The organism is Microbacterium sp. 1154 (assembly GCF_031455375.1).
In the GTDB taxonomy this organism is placed as follows: domain Bacteria; phylum Actinomycetota; class Actinomycetes; order Actinomycetales; family Microbacteriaceae; genus Microbacterium.
In genome coordinates this window covers 49721-68355 of sequence record NZ_JAVDSN010000006.1, presented here as the reverse complement: position 1 = coordinate 68355, position 18635 = coordinate 49721, and the positions used below count along the sequence as shown (strand labels likewise).

General features: G+C 69.9%; 17 protein-coding genes and 1 tRNA gene. 13 read left to right on the top strand and 5 right to left on the bottom strand.

The annotated features are described in order from the left end of the window. Positions 1 to 4 precede the first annotated feature (4 nt). Positions 5 to 778: an IclR family transcriptional regulator gene (locus J2X55_RS15705; protein ID WP_115920947.1), complete on the top strand. Its 774-nt coding sequence runs from the start codon at positions 5 to 7 to the stop codon at positions 776 to 778. A 37-nt stretch (positions 779 to 815) separates the two neighbouring features. On the opposite strand, the gene J2X55_RS15700 is transcribed toward J2X55_RS15705, so the two are convergent. Next, positions 816 to 1814, bottom strand: coding sequence for a LacI family DNA-binding transcriptional regulator (locus J2X55_RS15700; RefSeq protein WP_115920949.1), 999 nt, complete (start codon positions 1812 to 1814; stop codon positions 816 to 818). Between the two features lie 205 nt (positions 1815 to 2019). Between J2X55_RS15700 and J2X55_RS15695 the strand changes: the two genes are divergently transcribed. From J2X55_RS15695 to J2X55_RS15680, 4 genes are all read left to right on the top strand, one after another. Further along, entirely contained in the window at positions 2020 to 3270 is a 1251-nt protein-coding gene (locus tag J2X55_RS15695; RefSeq protein WP_309824542.1) for an extracellular solute-binding protein, read from the top strand. A gap of 10 nt (positions 3271 to 3280) precedes the next feature. Then, positions 3281 to 4387, top strand: a complete 1107-nt coding sequence (locus tag J2X55_RS15690) for a carbohydrate ABC transporter permease (RefSeq protein ID WP_115920951.1) — start codon at positions 3281 to 3283, stop codon at positions 4385 to 4387. A 77-nt stretch (positions 4388 to 4464) separates the two neighbouring features. Further along, positions 4465 to 5298 carry a carbohydrate ABC transporter permease gene (locus J2X55_RS15685; RefSeq protein ID WP_309824622.1) on the top strand — a complete coding sequence of 278 codons (834 nt, stop codon included), beginning with the start codon at positions 4465 to 4467 and terminating at the stop codon, positions 5296 to 5298. Next, positions 5295 to 7250 (top strand): glycogen debranching N-terminal domain-containing protein, encoded by a 1956-nt coding sequence (locus J2X55_RS15680; RefSeq protein WP_309824540.1) that lies wholly within the window; start codon positions 5295 to 5297, stop codon positions 7248 to 7250. Before J2X55_RS15685 ends, J2X55_RS15680 begins: the two co-directional genes overlap by 4 nt. Positions 7251 to 7350: 100 nt before the next feature. Here J2X55_RS15680 and J2X55_RS15675 read toward each other — a convergent pair whose 3' ends face one another. After that, on the bottom strand, positions 7351 to 7827 hold the full coding sequence (locus J2X55_RS15675; protein ID WP_115920957.1) for a YbaK/EbsC family protein: 477 nt from the start codon (positions 7825 to 7827) through the stop codon (positions 7351 to 7353). Positions 7828 to 8014: 187 nt separating this feature from the next. Between J2X55_RS15675 and J2X55_RS15670 the strand changes: the two genes are divergently transcribed. Further along, entirely contained in the window at positions 8015 to 9088 is a 1074-nt protein-coding gene (locus tag J2X55_RS15670; RefSeq protein ID WP_115920959.1) for a Glu/Leu/Phe/Val dehydrogenase family protein, read from the top strand. Between the two features lie 69 nt (positions 9089 to 9157). Here J2X55_RS15670 and J2X55_RS15665 read toward each other — a convergent pair whose 3' ends face one another. Together J2X55_RS15665 and J2X55_RS15660 are read right to left on the bottom strand one after the other, a co-directional pair. Then, a complete protein-coding gene (locus J2X55_RS15665) occupies positions 9158 to 9574 on the bottom strand; it encodes an Lsr2 family protein (RefSeq protein ID WP_309824536.1) in 417 nt (138 codons plus the stop codon). 130 nt (positions 9575 to 9704) lie between these two features. Further along, a complete protein-coding gene (locus tag J2X55_RS15660; protein ID WP_309824534.1) occupies positions 9705 to 10049 on the bottom strand; it encodes an Lsr2 family protein in 345 nt (114 codons plus the stop codon). 176 nt (positions 10050 to 10225) lie between these two features. Here J2X55_RS15660 and J2X55_RS15655 point away from each other — a divergent pair, with 176 nt between their 5' ends. The 7 genes from J2X55_RS15655 to J2X55_RS15625 all read left to right on the top strand — a co-directional run bounded on the left by J2X55_RS15655 (position 10226) and on the right by J2X55_RS15625 (position 18299). Beyond that, complete coding sequence (locus tag J2X55_RS15655) at positions 10226 to 11725, top strand: amino acid permease (RefSeq protein ID WP_115920965.1); 1500 nt, start codon at positions 10226 to 10228, stop codon at positions 11723 to 11725. 137 nt (positions 11726 to 11862) lie between these two features. Beyond that, on the top strand, positions 11863 to 12618 hold the full coding sequence (locus tag J2X55_RS15650) for an SDR family NAD(P)-dependent oxidoreductase (RefSeq protein ID WP_309824532.1): 756 nt from the start codon (positions 11863 to 11865) through the stop codon (positions 12616 to 12618). Between the two features lie 83 nt (positions 12619 to 12701). After that, positions 12702 to 13751 (top strand): hypothetical protein, encoded by a 1050-nt coding sequence (locus tag J2X55_RS15645; protein WP_309824530.1) that lies wholly within the window; start codon positions 12702 to 12704, stop codon positions 13749 to 13751. Next, positions 13748 to 14548, top strand: a complete 801-nt coding sequence (locus tag J2X55_RS15640) for an ABC transporter ATP-binding protein (RefSeq protein ID WP_309824528.1) — start codon at positions 13748 to 13750, stop codon at positions 14546 to 14548. Before J2X55_RS15645 ends, J2X55_RS15640 begins: the two co-directional genes overlap by 4 nt. Beyond that, entirely contained in the window at positions 14548 to 15840 is a 1293-nt protein-coding gene (locus J2X55_RS15635; protein ID WP_309824527.1) for an ABC transporter permease, read from the top strand. The genes J2X55_RS15640 and J2X55_RS15635 overlap by 1 nt, the downstream gene beginning before the upstream one ends. 147 nt (positions 15841 to 15987) lie before the next feature. Next, positions 15988 to 16731, top strand: coding sequence for an ABC transporter ATP-binding protein (locus J2X55_RS15630; RefSeq protein ID WP_115921075.1), 744 nt, complete (start codon positions 15988 to 15990; stop codon positions 16729 to 16731). Beyond that, positions 16713 to 18299: a hypothetical protein gene (locus tag J2X55_RS15625; protein ID WP_309824526.1), complete on the top strand. Its 1587-nt coding sequence runs from the start codon at positions 16713 to 16715 to the stop codon at positions 18297 to 18299. Before J2X55_RS15630 ends, J2X55_RS15625 begins: the two co-directional genes overlap by 19 nt. 251 nt (positions 18300 to 18550) lie before the next feature. Here the strand turns inward: J2X55_RS15625 and J2X55_RS15620 are convergent. Further along, positions 18551 to 18626, bottom strand: a tRNA-Ala gene (locus J2X55_RS15620). Positions 18627 to 18635: the final 9 nt, after the last annotated feature.

The following is an 18635-nucleotide window of genomic DNA, read 5'->3' as shown; positions in this document are numbered from 1 at the left end:
TGTCATGTCAGACAAATCCCGTCCCCAGGTTCCGGCGGCCGATCAGACGCTGCGGATTCTCTCGCTGCTCGCGCGGCAGCCCGGACCGATGGCCGCTCAGTCCATCGCGACCGCGCTCGAGATCCCTCGCTCGAGCACGTATCACCTGCTCGCGACCCTCGAACAGCACGGCTACGTCGTGCACCTCCCCGGCGATCGGCGCTGGGGCCTGGGAACGTCGGCCTTCGAGCTCGGCGGCGGCTACGCCCGGCAGCAGCCGCTCGCGCGCCTCGGCCGGCCGCTCATCGCGGGGCTGTCCGACCGCGTCGGAGAATCGGCGCACCTCGCCGTGCTCGTCGGGCGCGACGTGCTCTACATCGTCGATGAACGCGCCCCGCGCCGCCCCGTGCTCGTGACCGATGTGGGCGTCCGTCTTCCCGCGCACCTCACCGCGACGGGCCGGGCCATGCTCGCGGCTCTCCCCCGCGAGCAGGTGCGGGCACTGTTCCCGGATGCCACGGCCCTCACGCAGCGCCACGGCCTCGGCCCCGCCACCCCGCGCGACCTCCGCGAGGTGCTGCGCGAGGTGCGCGTCGCCGGACACGCGAGCGAGAACGGGGAGGTCACACCGGGCTTTCGGTCGGTGGCCGCCGCCGTGCTCGATCACGCGGGGTGGCCCGCCGCGGCCGTCGCGATCACGTGGCCCGCCGACGGGCCCGAGCGTGATGCGGAAGCACTGGCGTCCGCGGCATCCGCGACCGCCGCCGAACTCGCCCGCCGCATCGGCCGCCACGCATAGTCGCGCGCCCCTCAGCCCCGGGGAGGATCGTGGCGCCTCAGCGCACCACCAGCCGCGGCTCCACGAGCACGTGCGCGGCCCCGGCCGTCGCGGCGCGTGGCGCGACGACCGTGCCGTTCTCGCCCATGAGCAGGTCGAGAGCGCCGGATGCCACCCTCTCGGGCAGCTGCTCCACGCTCGAGAGCCCGAGAGCTTCGACGGCGGGGGTGTTGTCGAAACCGATCACGGCGACATCGGTGCGACCGGCCAGGGTCACGGCGAGATGCGCGCCGATCGCGAGTGAATCACTCGCGCAGACGATGCCGCGCACACCGGGGTCAGCCGCCAGGCCCGCGGCGACCACGTCGCGTGCGGCGGCGACGTTCTCTTCGACGACCCATCGCGGCCCCGAGGCCGGGCTTTCGCGCCACCCGCGCTCACGTTCATCACCCGTGCCCGAGCCGGAGGGCCACCCCAGGAACGCGATGCGCGCGACGCCCCGCTCCCGCAGGTGTGCCGTCGCAGCGCGGGTCCCGGCGGCCCCGTCGACATCGACCCAGAGGTGCGCGGGCTCCTCGACGTCGTCCTCGCCCCACGGGCGACCGAACGAGACGAAGGGCAGCCCCCGGTCCATCAGCCAGCCGGTGCGCGGGTCGCCGTGGAAGGTTCCGGTCACCACCACGGCATCCACTTCTCCCCCCTCGAGAAGGTCGCCGAGGCGGGCGATCTCCTCTTCGGGCGTGCGCGCTGCATACAGCAGCACACGCATGTCGCGCTCTCCCGCGCGTTCGGTGAGAGCGTGCACGAAGCGGTCCAGGACGACGCCCGAGATACCACCGGCGTAGGGATCGAGATGGATACCGATGGTCGAGCTGCGGCGCGTGCGAAGCCGGCGGGCGGCGGCGTGCGGCCGATAACCGAGCTCGGTGATCGCCGCCTCGACCCTCAGGCGCGTCGCTTCGCGGACGATATCCGGCGTGTTGACGACGTTCGAGACGGTCTGCCGGGAAACCCCCGCGACGCGCGCGACGTCGTCGACAGTGGGCGCCTTCGCCATGTGTGCCCTCCCCCTCGGTCCGCTCCGGAGAGATCCGACCCGGGCCGCAACGAGTCCGGCCAGATCGTCAGCCTAGGACGCTGGACGTCCTCTTGACAGCTAGGCCCGCCGTTCTCTACCGTTGTCGAACCATCATTTGAACGTTCAAAAGATGGCCCTCCGAGCACCGCGGAGGGGTCGCATGCCTCATCGAAGGAGAGAGACAATGACACGGCACACCCCCAACCGCCGCGCGCGAGGCTGGCTCGGAGCCGGCGCGCTGCTGACCACCGGCGCCCTGACCCTGACGGCCTGCGGGTCGGGCTTCAACGACACCCCCGGCGAAGGTCAGGCCTCCGGCGGCGGCACGCTAAAACTGCTCATCGGCTCATCAGGCGACGCCGAGACGAAGGCCGTCACCGACGCCGTCGCCGCCTGGAGCGAGCAGTCGGGCGTACAGGCCGAGGTCCAGACCGCCAACGATCTCCCCCAGCAGCTCTCTCAGGGCTTCGCGGCCGGGTCTCCACCGGACCTCTTCTACCTCGCCCCCGAGGCCCTCGCCGGCTACGCCGCGAACGGCTCGATCGCCGCCTACGGCGACGACTTGGCCAATAAGGACGACTTCTACCCGTCGCTGGTGGACAACTTCACCGTCGACGGGAAGTTCTACTGCGCACCCAAGGACTTCTCCACCCTGGCTCTCATCATCAACACCGACCTGTGGACGGCGGCCGGTCTTACGGAAGCTGATGTTCCCGCGACCTGGGACCAGTTGGCATCCGTCGCACAGAAGCTCACCACCGACGGCCGCGTGGGCCTGGCGTTCGGCGCCGAGTACCAGCGCGTCGGAGCCTTCATGGCCGAGGCCGGCGGCGGGCTCGTCACCGACGGCACGGCCACGGCGGACAGCTCCGCGAACGTCGAGGCGCTGGACTTCGTCAAGACGCACCTGAACGACGGCACCTTTGCATTCGCGTCCGACGTGGGTGCCGGGTGGGGCGGCGAGGCGTTCGGCACCCAGAAGGCCGCGATGGTCATCGAGGGCAACTGGATCGCCGGCGCCATGTCGGCCGACTACCCGGGCGTGAAGTATCAGGTCGCCGAGCTGCCCGCGGGTCCCGGTGGCAAGGGCACACTGCAGTTCACCAACTGCTGGGGCATGGCCGCCGACAGCGGCAACCAAGCCCAGGCGCGCTCGCTTGTGGAATACCTCACGAGCACAGACCAGCAGCTGGCATTCTCGAAGGCGTTCGGCCCGATGCCCTCGATCCAGTCTGCCGCCGACGCGTGGACCAGCGCCAACCCCGACCTCTCAGCCTTCCTCGCCGGTGCCGAGTACGCGCAGTTCCCGCCGAACATGGCCGGCGCCGCCGACGTCATCACCGACTTCAACGCACAGCTGGAGTCGCTGAAGACGGGCGACCCGCAGGCCCTGCTGAAGACGGCTCAGTCCAACCTCGAGGCAATCGTCAAGTGAGCGCCCCCTCATGAGTGCTCTCACCTCGGCGCCCCGCCGCGCCGGCTCCCCCTCCTCGGGGATCCGGCGCGGCGAGGCCGCCGCCGGGTGGCTGTTCACCGCCCCCGTCCTCCTCATCCTCGGAGTCTTCCTTCTGGTGCCGGTGCTCATGGCGCTGTGGGTGAGCTTCTCCGACTGGACCGGGCGTGGCAGCCCCTTCTCGTCGAACGTCGGCTTCGTCGGCCTCGACAACTACGCCGCCGTCACGACCGGGGGCGGGCTCGCCGAGCGCGACTTCGGCACGGCGCTGCGCAACAACGCCTGGTACGTGCTGCTCGTCGTGCCTCTTCAGACGGCGCTGTCGCTGTTTCTCGCGGTGCTGGTCAATCGCGCGATCCTTCGCGGCCGGGGGCTCTTCCGCACGGCCTTCTACTTCCCCTCGGTCACGAGCTCAGTCGCCATCACGGTGCTGTGGCTCTTCCTGTTCTCGGCATCCGGTGCCGTCAACGAGGTGCTGTCGTGGCTCGGCATCAACGGGCCCAACTGGTTCAGCGACCCCTCGGGCGTCGTTCATAACCTGCTCGGCGCCGTCGGGGTGAGCAGCGGCCCCGCCTTTCTGACCGGAAACACCCTGCTCGGCGTCTCGTGGTGGGACTGGCTCGCCGGCCCCTCGGTCGCGATGTCGGCCTTCATCCTCATGGCCGTGTTCACCACCTCGGGGACCTTCATGCTGCTCTTCATCGCGGGACTGCAGAACATCGGCGGCGACGTCCAGGAAGCCGCGATGATGGACGGCGCGAACGGCTGGCAGCGGTTCTGGCGTGTCACCCTTCCGCAGCTCAAGCCGGTGCTGTTCACGGTGCTGACACTCGGCCTCATCGGCACCTGGCAGGTGTTCGACCAGATCTACACGGGCACCCAGGGCGGCCCGGGCAAGACGACACTCACCCCCGCCTATCTCAGCTACTCCTCGGCGTTCCTGTCTCAGCAGTGGGGCCAGGGCGCGGCGATCGCTTTCGTGCTGTTCGTGATCATCGTGGCGCTGACGATCCTGCAGCGGTTCGTGCTGCGCGATCGTCCCGTGTCGAAGCGACGACTCCGCCAATACGAAGTGCCCACGAAGGCAGGCCGACGATGACCGCGACCTCATCCCCGCAGACCACGGTCCTCGCCGAACAGCGCTTCGGCGGACCCGAGAAGCCGACGAAGCACCGCATGTCGCGCAAAGCGCTCCGCTGGCAGATCGGCCTCTACGCCCTTCTGATCGTGCTCGCCGTGATCTACATCTACCCCTTCCTCGTGCAGGTGGCGACGTCGTTCAAGACGGATGCCGCAGCGGCCGCCGACCCGATCTCGCTCGCGCCGCAGCCTTTCACGTGGGCGGCGTACGAACGGTTGTTCCTCAACTCCGACTTCCCCGTGTGGTTCGGCAATTCCGTCGTGGTGACCGTCTTCGTCACCGCGGGGCGCGTGTTCTTCAACTCGCTCGCCGGGTACGCGCTCGCGCGGCTGCAGTTCCGGGGGCGCGGTCTCGTCTTCGCCGGACTCATCGCGGTCATGGCGGTTCCTACCGTCGTGCTGCTCATCCCGAAGTTCCTCGTGATCAACCAGCTCGGCATCTACGACTCCTACGCCGGCATGATCCTGCCGCTGCTGGTCGATGCCGCGGGGGTCTTCATCATGAAGAACTTCTTCGAGTCGATCCCGCCGTCCGTCGAAGAGCAAGCGCGCATCGACGGTGCGGGCACGTTCCGCATCTTCTGGTCGGTCGTGCTGCCGATGGCGCGGCCCGCCCTGATCACCATCGTGATCCTGTCGTTCCAGGGCTCGTGGAACGAGCTCAGCCATTTCGTCATCTCCACCCAGTCGCCCGAACTCACCACCCTCACCAAAGGCGTCGCCTCGCTCGCGAGCGGTCAGCTCAGTCAGGGCAGTCAGTTCCCCCTCAAGCTCGCGGCAGCAGCCATCATGACGATCCCGGTCGCCGTGGTGTTCTTCGTCTTCCAGCGACGCATCATGAACGCCAGCGAAGGAGCCGTCAAAGAATGACCACCGCCCCCACGACCACCTCGCCCGCCGCGACCGCCGTCGCCTCGGCTCCCCTGCAACCGCTGCTGAACGACGCCCTCATCGTGCTACGTGCCCCGACCCAGGTCTGGTCCGACACCACGGGCGACATCGGCCCCGCGGCCGTGCACGGCCTCTACCACGGCGACGTGCGGCACGTCCGGGCACTGACCCTGTCGTGCGACGACTCCACGATCGAGTGGATCTCGACCGCTCCTGACGGAGCATCGCGCGTGGTCTTCGGCGGACTCCTCCGCGGGATCGACGACACCACCCCCGACCCCAAGGTGCGGCTTCTGCGTGATCGGAGGGTCGCCGACGGCGTCGTCAGCGAGGCGTGGACCCTGCGCTCGCGACTCGACCGGCCCGTTCGCGCCACATTGCGCCTGCGGGTCGAGCCCGAATTCGCGCAGTTGCACGAGGTGAAGTCCGGTCACGCGCTCCCTCGCCGTGCCGACGTCACGATCGACGGGGCTGGTGCCCGCGTCGACGCCGGAGCGCAGGGGCTCGAACTGGTCGCTCCCGGGGCCCGGGTGGCATCCGGTGTCGACGGCGTGGTCGCCACATGGAGCGTCGAGGTGCCCGCGTTCGGCGAGGTCGAGGTCGGCTGGTCGCTCAGGCTGCGCGACGACACCCTCGTCGTGGGCTCCGCCACCGCACCCGCCCGATGGGATGCCGCGGGCGTCGCTGCCACAGCTCCCGACCCGCGCCTGTCGCGGTGGCTGCGGACAGCCCTCGACGATCTCGACGCTTTGCGTCTGGTGCTTCCCGAGCACCCGCGCGACGAATTCTTCGCCGCCGGGGCGCCGTGGTTCTTCACCCTGTTCGGACGCGACTCCATCTGGGCCGCGCGCCTCGCCCTTCCGGTGGACCGTGAGATCGCGGCATCCACTCTCCGCGTCCTCGCGCGCCTGCAGGGGACCGACGACGACGCGCAGACGGCGCAGGAGCCGGGCAAGATCCTGCACGAACTGCGTGCTTCCGCGCTCGAGATGCCGGGTGAGGGAATCGTGCTGCCGCCGAAGTACTACGGCAGCGTCGACTCCACGCCGCTGTGGATCTGTCTGCTGGCCGATGCCCACCGCGCCGGCATGCCCGACGGCGAGGTGCGCGAGCTGCTGCCCGCGCTCCGCCGGGCGCTCGGCTGGATTCGCGACTACGGCGACAGCGACGGCGACGGCTTCCTTGACTACATCGACCGCCTCGGCACGGGCCTGTCGAATCAGGGGTGGAAAGACTCCGGCGACTCGGTCCAATGGCGCGACGGCAGCCTCGCCGAGGGACCGATCGCTCTCTGCGAAGTGCAGGCCTACGCCTACGAGGCGGCTCTCGCCGGCGCCGACCTGCTCGAGCGTTTCGGAGGAGGCGCGGATGCCGACGACATCTCGTTCTGGCGCGCCTGGGCTGCCGACCTCAAGACGCGTTTCGCCTCGACGTACTGGGTCGAGACGCCCGAGGGGCGGTACCCGGCGATCGCGCTCGACCGCGACAAGCGCCCCGTCGACACGCTCACCAGCAACATCGGACATCTCCTCGGCACCGGCATCCTCTCTCCCGACGAAGAGGTGCACGTCGCCTCGCTGCTGCTCAGCGAGAGCATGTCGAGCGGCTTCGGCATCCGTACGATGTCGACGGATGCCGCCGGATACTGGCCCCTGTCGTACCACGGAGGCAGTGTCTGGGTGCACGACACCGCGATTGCGGCGCACGGCATGCTGCGCGCGGGACTCGTCGCGTCGGCGCGGGCGGTGGTGGAGGGGCTGATGGATGCCGCCGAGGGCTTCGGATACCGCGTTCCCGAGCTCCACGCCGGCGATCCGCGCTCACACTCGTCCGTGCCCACGCCCTACCCGGCCGCGTGCCGGCCCCAGGCGTGGTCAGCAGCCGCCGCGGTGGTGTGCCTGACCGCGCTCGGGCCCGCCCCCGGGGAGTGAGCCCGCCGGGGGTGGCGGTCCGATCGTCGCCGCCCCCGCGCCCCCTCCGCGGCGGGGCACCAGAAATGGCCCCGGGCCCCAGCCGGCCGGCCGCGCGACCTCACGCCACCCGCGTGACCGTGCCGCCGGTCAGCCGCACCAGCTCGGCGAAGGTCAGCGGGAAGACGGTATGCGGGGTGCCGCCCGCGGCCCAGATCTCGGGGAACGCGGCGAGATCCTCGTCGACGACCGTGGTCAGTGGTTGCGGGTGCCCGGTGGGGGCCACTCCCCCGATGGGCTGCCCGGTGGCGGTCAACACCTGATCGGGGGTGGCACGACGGATGCCGCCGCGTCCGAGCCGCTCGGCCAGAGCCGTCGTATCGACGCGGTGTGCGCCGCTGGTCATGACGAGCAGGGGTTCGTCGTCGCTCCAGAACACGAGGCTGTTCGCGATGGCCCCGACGTCGACCCCCAGGGCTGCAGCCGCGAGGACCGCGGTGGATGCGGCATCGGGGAGCACGACGATCCGACCGTCGATTCCCGCTGCGTCCAGGGACGCGGCGACGAGACGGCTGCGGGCGGGGAGAGCGTCGGTCATGCCGTCAGCATAAGGCGGCCCGCGCGGGGCGCCCTGCCCCGGATCGCGCGGTTCCCGCGCTTCCTGCCGGCACGCCGCGCCCTCGCTCGCGCAGCATGGAGCGAGCCGTCAGAATGGACTCCGGATGCCGCAACGCCGCGGCCTCCGAGAAGCGCTGCCCACAAGGCGGCCGACGACAAGGAACGCGATGACCAACGCTCTGCCCCTGCCCGATTTCACGCACGAACGCGTGGAGGTGATCACGGGGCGACGCAGCGGTCTGCTCGTCGCCGTGGCTCTGCACTCCTCCGTCCTCGGCCCCGCTCTCGGCGGTGCGCGCCTGTGGACCTACCCCTCATGGACCGACGCGCTCGGCGACGCTCTCCGTCTCTCGGCGGCGATGACGCTGAAGAACGCCGCGGCCGGTCTCGACGCGGGAGGCGGGAAGTCCGTCATCGGCCTCCCCGAGGGGACCGTGCTCGACGCCGACCGGCGACGAGCCGCCTTCCTCGACCTCGGCGACGCCGTCGACAGCCTCGGCGGCCTGTACCGCACCGCCGAAGACGTGGGCTCGACGACCGACGACATGCTCGTCGTCAGCGAGCGCACCCCGCACGTCGTGGGCCTGCCCGACACCGTAGGCGGCTCGGGCGAGCCCGCCGGTCCGACGAGCCTCGGCGTCTACGCCTCCCTCGTCGCGACCCTCGAGCGCGCCGTCGGCACGGGTGACGTCGCGGGTCGGCGCGTCACGATCGCCGGTCTCGGGCAGGTCGGCGGGCGCCTCGCCGAGCGTCTGGCCGCCGAGAGCGCCGTCCTGACCGTCACCGACGTGAACCCCGCCAAGCGTGCCCTCGCCGCCGAGCTCGGCGCGTCCTGGGTCGAGCCGAGCGAGGCGCACCTCATCCCCGCCGACGTCTTCGTCCCCGCCGGTATCGGCGGTGTCCTCACCGACGACGTGATCGACGCCCTCGACGCCCGCGCCGTGTGCGGCCCCGCGAACAACCCGCTGGCCGACCGCTCCGGCGCCGATCGGCTCGCCGCCCGCGGCATCCTCTACGCGCCCGACTTCGTGGTCAACGCCGGAGGGGTCATCTACCTCGACCTGGTGGCCAAGGAGCGCGGCAGCCTCGACGACATCATGGGCCGGGTCGCCGGGATCGGCGACACCGTTCGCCGCGTCTTCGACGAAGCCGCGAGCCGCGGCGTGACCCCGCTCGCCGCCGCGGAGGGGCTCGCCGCCGAGCGACTCGCCGCGGGCGCGGGGCGCACCGCGCTCGTCTAGCTCACCGCGAGAAAGAAAAAGAACCGGATGCCACCGATCGGGGCATCCGGTTCTTTGTTGTGGGAAAGGTCAGTGCGCGGCGTCGTAGGCCGCGAGAACAGTGCCGGAAATGCGGCCCCGATCATTGATCGGGTAGCCATTCTTCTGCGCCCACGCGCGCACGTCGATCAGATCGCGGGTGGGAATGGCGCGCCCCCGCGGGGTGCGGCGAGGGATCGTCGGAGCAGACCCGATCACCCGAGCCGCGGAAATGAACGGCCGAAAGGCATCGCGGAGCTTCTCGGCGTTGTCGACAGACAGATCAATTTCGTAGGAACGGCCCTCCAAAGAGAAGGTCAGGGTCGTTCCGTCTTCGATGACCGATCCGTCGAGATCGTCGATCGTCTGCGTGATGTGCTTTTTCGCCATGCCGTGACCATATGCCGCCGACCGGGTGCATTCCGGGCAAAGCGGGCGGAATTCACCCGTCGACGCACCCGCTTTCACCGGCCCCGGCGCCAGAGGACGCGATCCGCGTTTCTCCGCGCCATCCGCACGCCACCGACGACGGGGCGGACACACCGAAATCCTCTCGGCCGGTGCCTGCGCACCCGGCCGAGAGGATAGGGACCGAAAGTCAGGAATTCGCCTCGGCGTACGCGTCGAGAATCGTCGCGGGAACTCGGCCACGGTCGCTCACGGTGTGTCCGTTCGCGCGAGCCCATTCGCGTACGGCGCCGAGATCGACGTCGTTCGAGCGGCGAGCGGCGGCGCGGGGCCGACGCGCGGACGAATTACCGCGGGACACCGAACGGGCCGCGTCCACGAACGGCGCAATGGCCGAGTAGAACTTGTCCGCATTGCGGTCGGAGAGGTCGATCTCGTAAGCGCGACCTTCGACGGAGAAGGTGATCTGCTTTCCCTGTCCGTCTTCGAGAACGGAGCCGTCGAGGTCGTCGACGAGGTGCGTGATGTGCTTCATAGCCATAATACGAAAAACCTTACACCCGCATTCGATGAATTTCCCGCATAAGTCATCTCTGATAAAAGTGGCGCCGTCCAGCCCGTCGATCGGATAGGCAGGGTGCCCATCGGGGGACTATCCTCCACGGGTGGTGTTCGCTCCCAGGACATCACTCGAGACAGAGGAAGCGTCGCGTGAGCCTTTTCCGTACCAAGTCGGTGGAGCAGTCCATCGCCGATACCGATGAGCCGGAGTTCCGCCTCAAGAAATCCCTGAGCGCCGTCGATCTGACCGTCTTCGGCGTCGGCGTCGTGATCGGCGCGGGCATCTTCACCCTGACCGGTCGCGCGGCCCATGACGTCGCCGGCCCCGCCGTGGTCATCAGCTTCATCATCGCCGCGATCGCCTGCGGTCTCGCGGCCATGTGTTACGCCGAGTTCGCCTCGACGGTGCCCGTTTCCGGGTCGGCCTACACGTTCTCGTACGCCTCCCTGGGCGAATTGTTCGCGTGGATCATCGGGTGGGATCTCATCCTCGAGATGTTCCTCGGCGCGAGCGTCGTGGCACAGGGATGGAGCGCGTATCTCGGCACCTTCCTACAGCAGCTCGGAATCATCCTCCCACCCGAGGTCTCGTACGGCGGGGTCGTGGACCTGCCGGCGATCCTGCTCGTCCTGGTGCTCGGCGGGCTCATGACCCTCGGCATCAAGGAGTCCCTGCGGGTGAACCTCGTGCTCGTGGCGGTGAAGCTCTTCATCGTGCTGTTCGTCATCATCGCCGGCATCCTGTTCATCAATCCGGCCAACTACAGCCCCTTCGTGCCGGCATCCGTGCCGACCGAATCGGCGTCGGGCCTCACGCAGCCCCTCCTGCAATTCCTCTCGGGCTTGCAGCCCGCCACTTTCGGCGTGGGGGGAATCCTGGCCGGTGCGGCCCTGGTGTTCTTCGCCTACATCGGCTTCGACGTCGTGGCGACGACGGCGGAAGAGACCAAGCGCCCCCAGCGCGATCTGCCGATCGGCATCATCGCCTCGCTGATCATCTGCACGATCCTCTACTGCGCCGTGGCGATCGTCGTCACCGGCATGGTGCCCTACTCCGAGCTGAACCCCTCGGCGGCCCTCGCGAACGCCTTCGCGTTCCACGGTCAGACGTGGATGGCGACGGTCATCGCCGCGGGCGCGGTCGCCGGTCTGACGACCGTGGTGCTGACGCTGATGATCGGGGCGACCCGCATCATCTTCGCGATGTCGCGCGACCGCCTGCTCCCCGGGGCGCTCGCGAAGGTGCACCCGCGTTTCCGCACCCCGTGGGTCATCTCGATCCTCGTCACCGTGATCGTCGCGATCGTGGCCGGCGTCACGCCCATCGGCGTGCTGGAAGAGATGGTCAACATCGGAACCCTCTCCGCGTTCGTTCTCGTCTCGATCGGCGTGATCGTGCTGCGCCGCAAGCGCCCCGACCTCAAACGCGGCTTCCGCGTGCCGTGGAGCCCCGTGCTGCCGATCCTCTCGGCGCTCATCTGCACCTACCTCATGCTCAACCTCTCGGTGGAGACATGGCTGCGGTTCCTCATCTGGTTGGCTCTCGGCTTCGCGATCTACTTCGCCTACTCGCGCAGCCACGCCCGCGTCGGCACGGGCGCTCCGCTCGAGGGGACGAAGCCGAACGTGGTCTCGCCGCCGAAGGAGTAAGAGAGCAGGCACCGGATGCCACGTCTCCGTCGTTCTCAGAACGCTCGGGGTCGTGGCATCCGTCGTTATCCAGGTACCGGCGATCCCCCGATGGCCACGCCCTGGTCATCGCGCACGCGGCGTCCGAGACTGGGCTCATGGACATCACCGGCAACACCGTCTTCCTCCCCGGCGCCACGAGCGGGATCGGCCTGGCCCTGGCCGAACGACTCCGCGACGCCGGCAACACCGTCATCGTCGGCGGCCGACGCCGGGAGCGTCTCGACGAGGTCGCAGCCGCGGGTGGGTTCGACACCGTGCTCATCGACACCGCCGACGCCGAGTCGATCCGCGCGGCGAGCGCGGAGGTCGTTCGCCGCTACCCCGACCTGAACGTCGTCATCGCGATGGCGGGGATCATGCGCGTCGAGGACTGGACCGCGGGCGCCGCGGTTCTGGCATCCGCGGAAGAGACCGTCGTCACCAACGTGCTCGGCCCTCTGCGGCTCATCGCGCACCTGCTCCCCCACCTGCAGAGCCGACCGGATGCCACGATCATGACCGTCTCGTCGGGTCTGGCGTTCGTGCCGCTGCGCGCGACCCCCACCTACAACGCGACGAAGGCCGCGATCCACCTCTTCAGCGAGTCGCTCCGACTGCAGCTCGAGGGGACGAGCGTCTCGGTGCTCGAACTGGAACCGCCGTCGGTCGCCACCGACCTGCTGCCCGGGCAGCGCGAGAGCTCGTTCGCCATGAATTTGGATGAATTCGCGGATGAGGTCATGTCGATCCTGCGCGATCAGCCCGACGTGACCGAAGTGCAGGTGGAGCGTCTCGCGTTCCTGCGCCGGGCCGAAGCCGAGGGGCGCTACGCCGAGACGGTGCGACAGCTCAACGCCGCAGACCCACACTGAACTGCGCCCGGACGATATCTCGGCGATACACCCCACCCCCTAGGGTGAGGACGTTCGACGACGATTCTGTTCCGGGGGGTTTCATGGGGATCGCACGCACGTGGGTCTTTCCGATTCTGCGCATTCTTCTGGTCGCCCTCGTGGCGGCGGCGCTGATCAAGCTGGCGTTCTTCCCGGATCGGCCGGCCGATGCGGCGCCGGCGCAACCCACCGGCGCGATCGTGGAGCCGCGCACGGTCGCCACCCTCGGCACCATCACGAACGACGTGGTCATCAAGGCGACGGTGACCGCCGATGCGGCCCTGCCGATGAAGTCGACGGCGGCCGGAACCGTGAACAAGATCTTCGTCGCCGAGGGTGCGAGCGTCGCCGAGGGCGACATCGTCTTCAACGTCAAGGTGCCGATCGAGCGCGATCCCGCCGACAGCGTGGATGCCGAGGGCAAGCCGAAGCCGGTGATCTTCCGCTACGTCGACGTCACGGCGCCCGCGGCGGGAACACTGAGCTCGCTCGCGGTGATCGCGGGGCAGGACGTCACGATCGGAGCCACCGCCGGCGCCGTGGCCCCGCCGACGTTCTCGGTGAGCGGCACCCTCGAGCCGGCGCAGCAGTACCGTCTGCTGAACCGGCCGACCGAGGCCTCGGTCACGATCACGGGCGGCCCCGCCGCCTTCACCTGCACCAACCTCCGCATCACGACGCCCCTGGCCGGCAGCACCGGCGGAGACTCCCCCGCGACCGGCGGCGGCGCGGGCACGAGCGGCGCCGGGACCACCGCATCCGGTACGACGGCGACCTGCACGGTTCCGGGCGACGTCACCGTCTTCTCGGGCCTCGCGGCCGAGATGACCCTCGCCGGCGGTCGCGCCGAGGGCGTCCTCCTCGTCCCGACCACCGCCGTCCGCGGTGCGGCGCAGAGCGGCACCGTGTGGGTGTCGAGCCCCGACGGCACCACCGCCGAGCGCGCGGTCGCCCTCGGTCTCACCGACGGCACGCAGGTGCAGATCACCGACGGCCTGGCCGAGGGCGAAGAGATCCTCGAGTTCGCGCCCGGGGCGATGGCGACGGTCGACGAGGGGTGCACCGTGTACCCCGACGGCTCCATGTTCTGCGATCCGGCCGCGGCCTCGTGAGCCTGCTCGCTCTTCGCGAGGTCACCCGGACGGTGCTCCCGCAGGACCAGCCCGCCCTGACGATTCTGAACGGTGTGGAGCTCGTGATCGAGCCCGGCGACCACGTCTCCATCGTCGGGCGCTCGGGGTCGGGGAAGTCGACCCTGCTGAACATGCTCGGCCTGCTCGATAAGCCCACGAGCGGGGAGATCACCTTCGACGACCGCCCCGTGAAGGAGTACTCCGCGGCCCAGCGCGACCGGCTGCGCGGCGCGGCGATCGGCTTCGTCTTCCAGCAGTTCAACCTGCTGCCCGGGCGCACGGCGCTCGAGAACGTCACCATGCCCCTGCTGTACGCCACGGGACGCACCTTCTGGCGACGCAGGAGTATCGCCGCCGAGATGCTCGCCCTCGTGGGTCTCGAGCACCGGATGAGCAGCCTGCCCGACCGCCTGTCGGGCGGTGAGCAGCAGCGCGTGGCGATCGCCCGCTCCCTCGTCCGCGGCCCTCGGCTCATCCTCGCCGACGAACCGACCGGCGCCCTCGACCTCGACACGGGCCAGAGCGTCATGGAACTCATCGACGACGTCGCCGAGCGCACCGGGGCCGCCCAGGTGATCATCACGCACGACCCCACGATCGCCCGCCGCGCCCGCCGTCATTTCCGCCTCGATCGCGGGGTCCTCACGGCCGTGGACGACCCGACGCTCGAGCCGATCACGCGTCGCGACCGCCGCGAGGCGGCGCCGCCGGAGCAGGAGCCCACCGGCATCCTGGCTGAGCTGGGAATCGACGACGCCGAACGGAGCGACGCCTGATGCGCGCCTTGACCGCTCTCGTCGGCTCACTGCTCGAGGCCTGGCAAGAGGTCCGGGTTCACCGCACCCGGGTCCTCCTCTCGCTCGTGGGGGTCGCCGTCGCCGTGTGCTCCCTCACCACGGTGGTCGCGCTCGGCGCCATCGTGCAGCAGGCCAATCAGGAACTCAGCGAGCGTTCGTCCGGCCGACCCGCGACTCTGCTCGTCTCGGCCTACCGCACCGACGGCGGGACCCTCGATGCGAAGACGGTGGATGCCGCCTGGACCGATGTCCTCGACAGGTACCAGGTGTCTTTCGCCACCCGCGTGCAGAACGTGTCGCAGCTGGTGCCGTTCCCCGACGGGGCCGTGCAGGTCATGACGCAGGCGGTCGACCAGCCCTACGGCGAGATGCACCGGGTGCAGATGGCCGAGGGCGGGTGGTTCACCCCTCTCGATGCCCAGCAGCTCGCCCCGCGCCTCATCGTCAACAGCGTGTTCTGGGACCGGATGGGGAATCCGCCCCTCTCGAGCAACCCGGTGGTGGCGCTCGGCGGACAGGGCGTGCCGAACGCGGCGTCGGGGATCCCCGCGGGAGGCACGACAGCCGTCGTCGTGGGCGTGGTTCCCGCGTCGACGTGGGAGACCCAGCCGACGATGTTCATGCTCGCGGATCACCTCAGCGCGATGCAGGACGCCGCCACCGGCGAGCGCGGCGCGGGAGCCGCGGCCACCGATCCGTATGGGCAGGGGGCGCCTCAGACGCAGTACGAGATGTGGGTGCCGCCCGAGATCTCCGACGCGCTGACGGCGGTCGTCAAACGCGACCTCGCGGCGGCCCTGGGCGACAACGTGTCCGTCGATGTCGCGCGCAACGACTGGGCGACGTACGGGAACGATCCGTTCCTCGTGACGAAGCTGGTCGTCACCGGCATCGCCGTGCTGGTGCTGCTGCTCGGCGCCCTGGGGTTGGTCAACATTGCTCTGGTCACCGTGAAGCAGCGCGTGCGCGAGATCGGCATCCGTCGCAGTTTCGGCGCCACGGCGGGCCGGGTGTTCTTCGCCGTGATGATGGAGAGCGTGGTGGCGACGGTCGTGGCCGGAGCGGTCGGGGTGATCGTGTCGATCCTCGTCGTGCAGTCCCCCGCGATGCGCGAGGTCATCGGGCAGGGCATGGTGAGCGACTTCCCCCCGTTCCCCGTCGACGCGGCGATCACCGGCCTCGTGGCGGCGACCGCGGTCGGAGCGATAGCGGGGCTTCTTCCCGCCCTCGTCGCCGTGCGGGTGAAGGTCATCGACGCCATCCGGTACTGAGAACGAAGAGTTCCGCGGCGGGGCTGGGAATGCCCCGGCGACCGCCGATAGGTTCGGGACGTGACCGACATTCCTCGTGACGCCCCGCAGCCGTCCGCTCTGCCCCAGGCGGTCGCACCGCCCGCCTCGAGCGACTCGCTTCCGGCGATGCAGCTGGCGGGTCTGGCGAAGCACTTCGGGCAGAAGGTCGCGGTGGCCGGTCTCGACCTCACCGTCCCCACCGGATCGTTCTACGGCCTGGTCGGGCCGAACGGCGCGGGCAAGACCACGACGCTGTCGATGGCGACGGGACTGTTGAGACCGGATGCCGGCACCGCCCGCATCCACGGAGTGGACGTCTGGACCCACCCGGTCGAGGCGAAGAGACTCATCGGCAACCTCGCCGACGGCGTGCGCCTCTTCGACCGGCTCACCGGAGAGCAGCTCGTGACGTACACGGGCATGATGTTCGGGCTTTCACGCGACGAGGTGGGCGCGCGCACCGCCGACCTGCTGCGCATCATGGATCTGACGGAAGCGGCCGGCACCCCCGTCATCGACTACTCCGCGGGCATGACCAAGAAGGTCGCCCTCGCCTGCGCCCTCGTGCACGCCCCGCGACTGCTCGTTCTCGACGAGCCGTTCGAATCGGTCGACCCCGTCTCGGCCGCCAACATCGAGGACATCCTCCGCGGCTACACCGCCTCGGGCGGCACGGTCATCGTCTCGAGCCACTCGATGGACCTCGTGCAGCGCATGTGCGACCACGTCGCGGTGATCGCGCAGGGCCGATTGCTGGCATCCGGGACCGTCGATCAGGTGCGCGGCACCCAGACGTTGCAGGACCGCTTCGTCGAGCTGGTGGGCGGCCGTCACCACGCGGAGGGGCCGCAGTGGTTGCGACAGTCCTGAGGATCCGGTTCCGCGTCCTGGGCAACACCCTGGTGCGGAGCCCCCTGCAGATGGTCGGCTTCATCTTCGGTGTCATCGGCGCGCTGTGGATGCTGCTGCTCGCGGGCGTCGGCCTCTTCTTCGTCGGCACGCTCGACCTCGACATCGCTCGGTCCGTGGTCACGGCCGCGGGGGCGCTGCTCACCCTCGGGTGGGTCGTGGGCCCGATCTTCGCCGCGGGGCTCGACACGACGCTCGACCCCGCCAAGCTCGCGCCGTTCCCGATGACGACGCGGCAGATGATGGTCGCCATCACCGCGGGAGGGCTCACGGGGGTGCCGGGCATCACGACCGCGATCGGTTCGCTCGCCGTGTTCCTGGTGTGGGCGCGGTACCCGGTCGCGGCCGTCGCCGCGCTCGTGTGCGTGCCCCTCGGCGTCGTGATCTGCGTCGTCGCCTCGCGCGCGGTGGCCGCCCTCGCCGCCGGCATCGGCGGGGGCCGCCGCACCCGCGAGATCATCGGCCTCGTCGGCTTCGTCCTCGTCATCTTCGCGAGCCCGATCTTCATCGGCATCACCGGCGCTCTGGTCTCGGCGAGCGAGCAGGGGCTGCAGCTGCAGGCCCTCGTCACGGGTCTGTCGTGGACGCCGATTGCCGCCGCGTGGGCGGTGCCCGGAGACCTCGCCGCGGGCGCCTGGATCACGGGGGTGCTGAAGCTCGTGATCGCCGTCGTCACCCTCGCGGTGCTGTGGTGGCTCTGGCGGCGGAGCCTGTCGGCATCCGTCGTCGGTCCTCCCGCCCGCACGGCCACCCGTCGCCGATCCGGGTCGCTCGGCTGGTTCGGCGTCATGCCGTCGAACCCCGTCGGCGCCACTTGGGCGCGCTCGCTCACCTCGTGGACGCGCGACTTCCGCTACCTGCGTCAGCTGCTGCTGATCCCCTTCGCTCCCGTCCTCGTGCTGGTCTACTCGCGCGGCGACATCGACGGGCCGTTCTTCGCCGCCTCGGGCCTGCTGGTGGGGTTCTTCGCCGGCATCCTGGCCTACACCGACGTCTCGTACGACGGCACCGCCTTCGCCACGGTGCTGCAGACCGGCATCCGGGGGCGCGCCGATCGCCTCGGCAGAATGCTGGGCTCGGCGACCGTGAGCGTGCCGCTCGTGCTGCTGGCCGACGTGGTGACACTGGCGATCGCCGGCAAATGGCAGCTCCTTCCCGCCGTCGTCGGCGGCTCGATGGGACTCACGCTCGTGGGGCTCGGTGTGAGCGCCGTCAGCTCGGCCCTCCTCGTGGTGCCGACGCCCGCCCCCGGCGATTCGCCCTTCAAGCGAGTGCCCGGCTCCACGTTCACGATGTTCCTGGCGTTCTTCCTCTGCTGGGCCCTCGTCGCCGTCCTGGCGCTGCCCGCCGTCATCGCGGCCGTCCTCGCGATCTTCGCGGGAGTGACGGGCGCCGGGTGGGTGTCGCTCGCGATCGGACTCGTGTGGGGCGCGGTGGTCTTCGCGGGCGGGGTGCTCATCGGCGGCACGCGCTTCGACGCGAGCGGGCCGAGGCTGCTCGCGCAGCTGCGGACCTTCAAGGGCGCCTGAGGCGGGATGCCGTGCGCCGGTCTCGGCGCGGACTCCCCCCTCGTGACGGGGGCGAGGGTGACTGATCACCGTGAGCAGCGGAGGCGGGTCCGGACATCCATTCGCTCGAGAATCGGAGAATCGCACCAAAGTCGGATGCCTGGGCTCGGTTCGTCCGATTCCGCTGCGCGCATCCGACTCTGCTGCGCTCAGCCCGAGCACGTCGCGTCTCAGGAGACGACGAAAGCCCCCGCCAACGCGGGGGCTTTCTGTGGTGGACCTGAGGGGATTCGAACCCCTGACCTCCTCGATGCGAACGAGGCGCGCTACCAACTGCGCCACAGGCCCGGAAACCTC

Excerpts from the sequence above, each read along its gene's own strand:
- J2X55_RS15705 (WP_115920947.1), top strand. The coding sequence starts at position 5 with ATGTCAGACAAATCCCGTCCCCAGGTTCCGGCGGCCGATCAGACGCTG.
- J2X55_RS15700 (WP_115920949.1), bottom strand. The coding sequence starts at position 1,814 with ATGGCGAAGGCGCCCACTGTCGACGACGTCGCGCGCGTCGCGGGGGTT.
- J2X55_RS15695 (WP_309824542.1), top strand. The coding sequence starts at position 2,020 with ATGACACGGCACACCCCCAACCGCCGCGCGCGAGGCTGGCTCGGAGCC.
- J2X55_RS15690 (WP_115920951.1), top strand. The coding sequence starts at position 3,281 with ATGAGTGCTCTCACCTCGGCGCCCCGCCGCGCCGGCTCCCCCTCCTCG.
- J2X55_RS15685 (WP_309824622.1), top strand. The coding sequence starts at position 4,465 with ATGTCGCGCAAAGCGCTCCGCTGGCAGATCGGCCTCTACGCCCTTCTG.
- J2X55_RS15680 (WP_309824540.1), top strand. The coding sequence starts at position 5,295 with ATGACCACCGCCCCCACGACCACCTCGCCCGCCGCGACCGCCGTCGCC.
- J2X55_RS15675 (WP_115920957.1), bottom strand. The coding sequence starts at position 7,827 with ATGACCGACGCTCTCCCCGCCCGCAGCCGTCTCGTCGCCGCGTCCCTG.
- J2X55_RS15670 (WP_115920959.1), top strand. The coding sequence starts at position 8,015 with ATGACCAACGCTCTGCCCCTGCCCGATTTCACGCACGAACGCGTGGAG.
- J2X55_RS15660 (WP_309824534.1), bottom strand. The coding sequence starts at position 10,049 with ATGAAGCACATCACGCACCTCGTCGACGACCTCGACGGCTCCGTTCTC.
- J2X55_RS15650 (WP_309824532.1), top strand. The coding sequence starts at position 11,863 with ATGGACATCACCGGCAACACCGTCTTCCTCCCCGGCGCCACGAGCGGG.
- J2X55_RS15645 (WP_309824530.1), top strand. The coding sequence starts at position 12,702 with ATGGGGATCGCACGCACGTGGGTCTTTCCGATTCTGCGCATTCTTCTG.
- J2X55_RS15635 (WP_309824527.1), top strand. The coding sequence starts at position 14,548 with ATGCGCGCCTTGACCGCTCTCGTCGGCTCACTGCTCGAGGCCTGGCAA.
- J2X55_RS15630 (WP_115921075.1), top strand. The coding sequence starts at position 15,988 with ATGCAGCTGGCGGGTCTGGCGAAGCACTTCGGGCAGAAGGTCGCGGTG.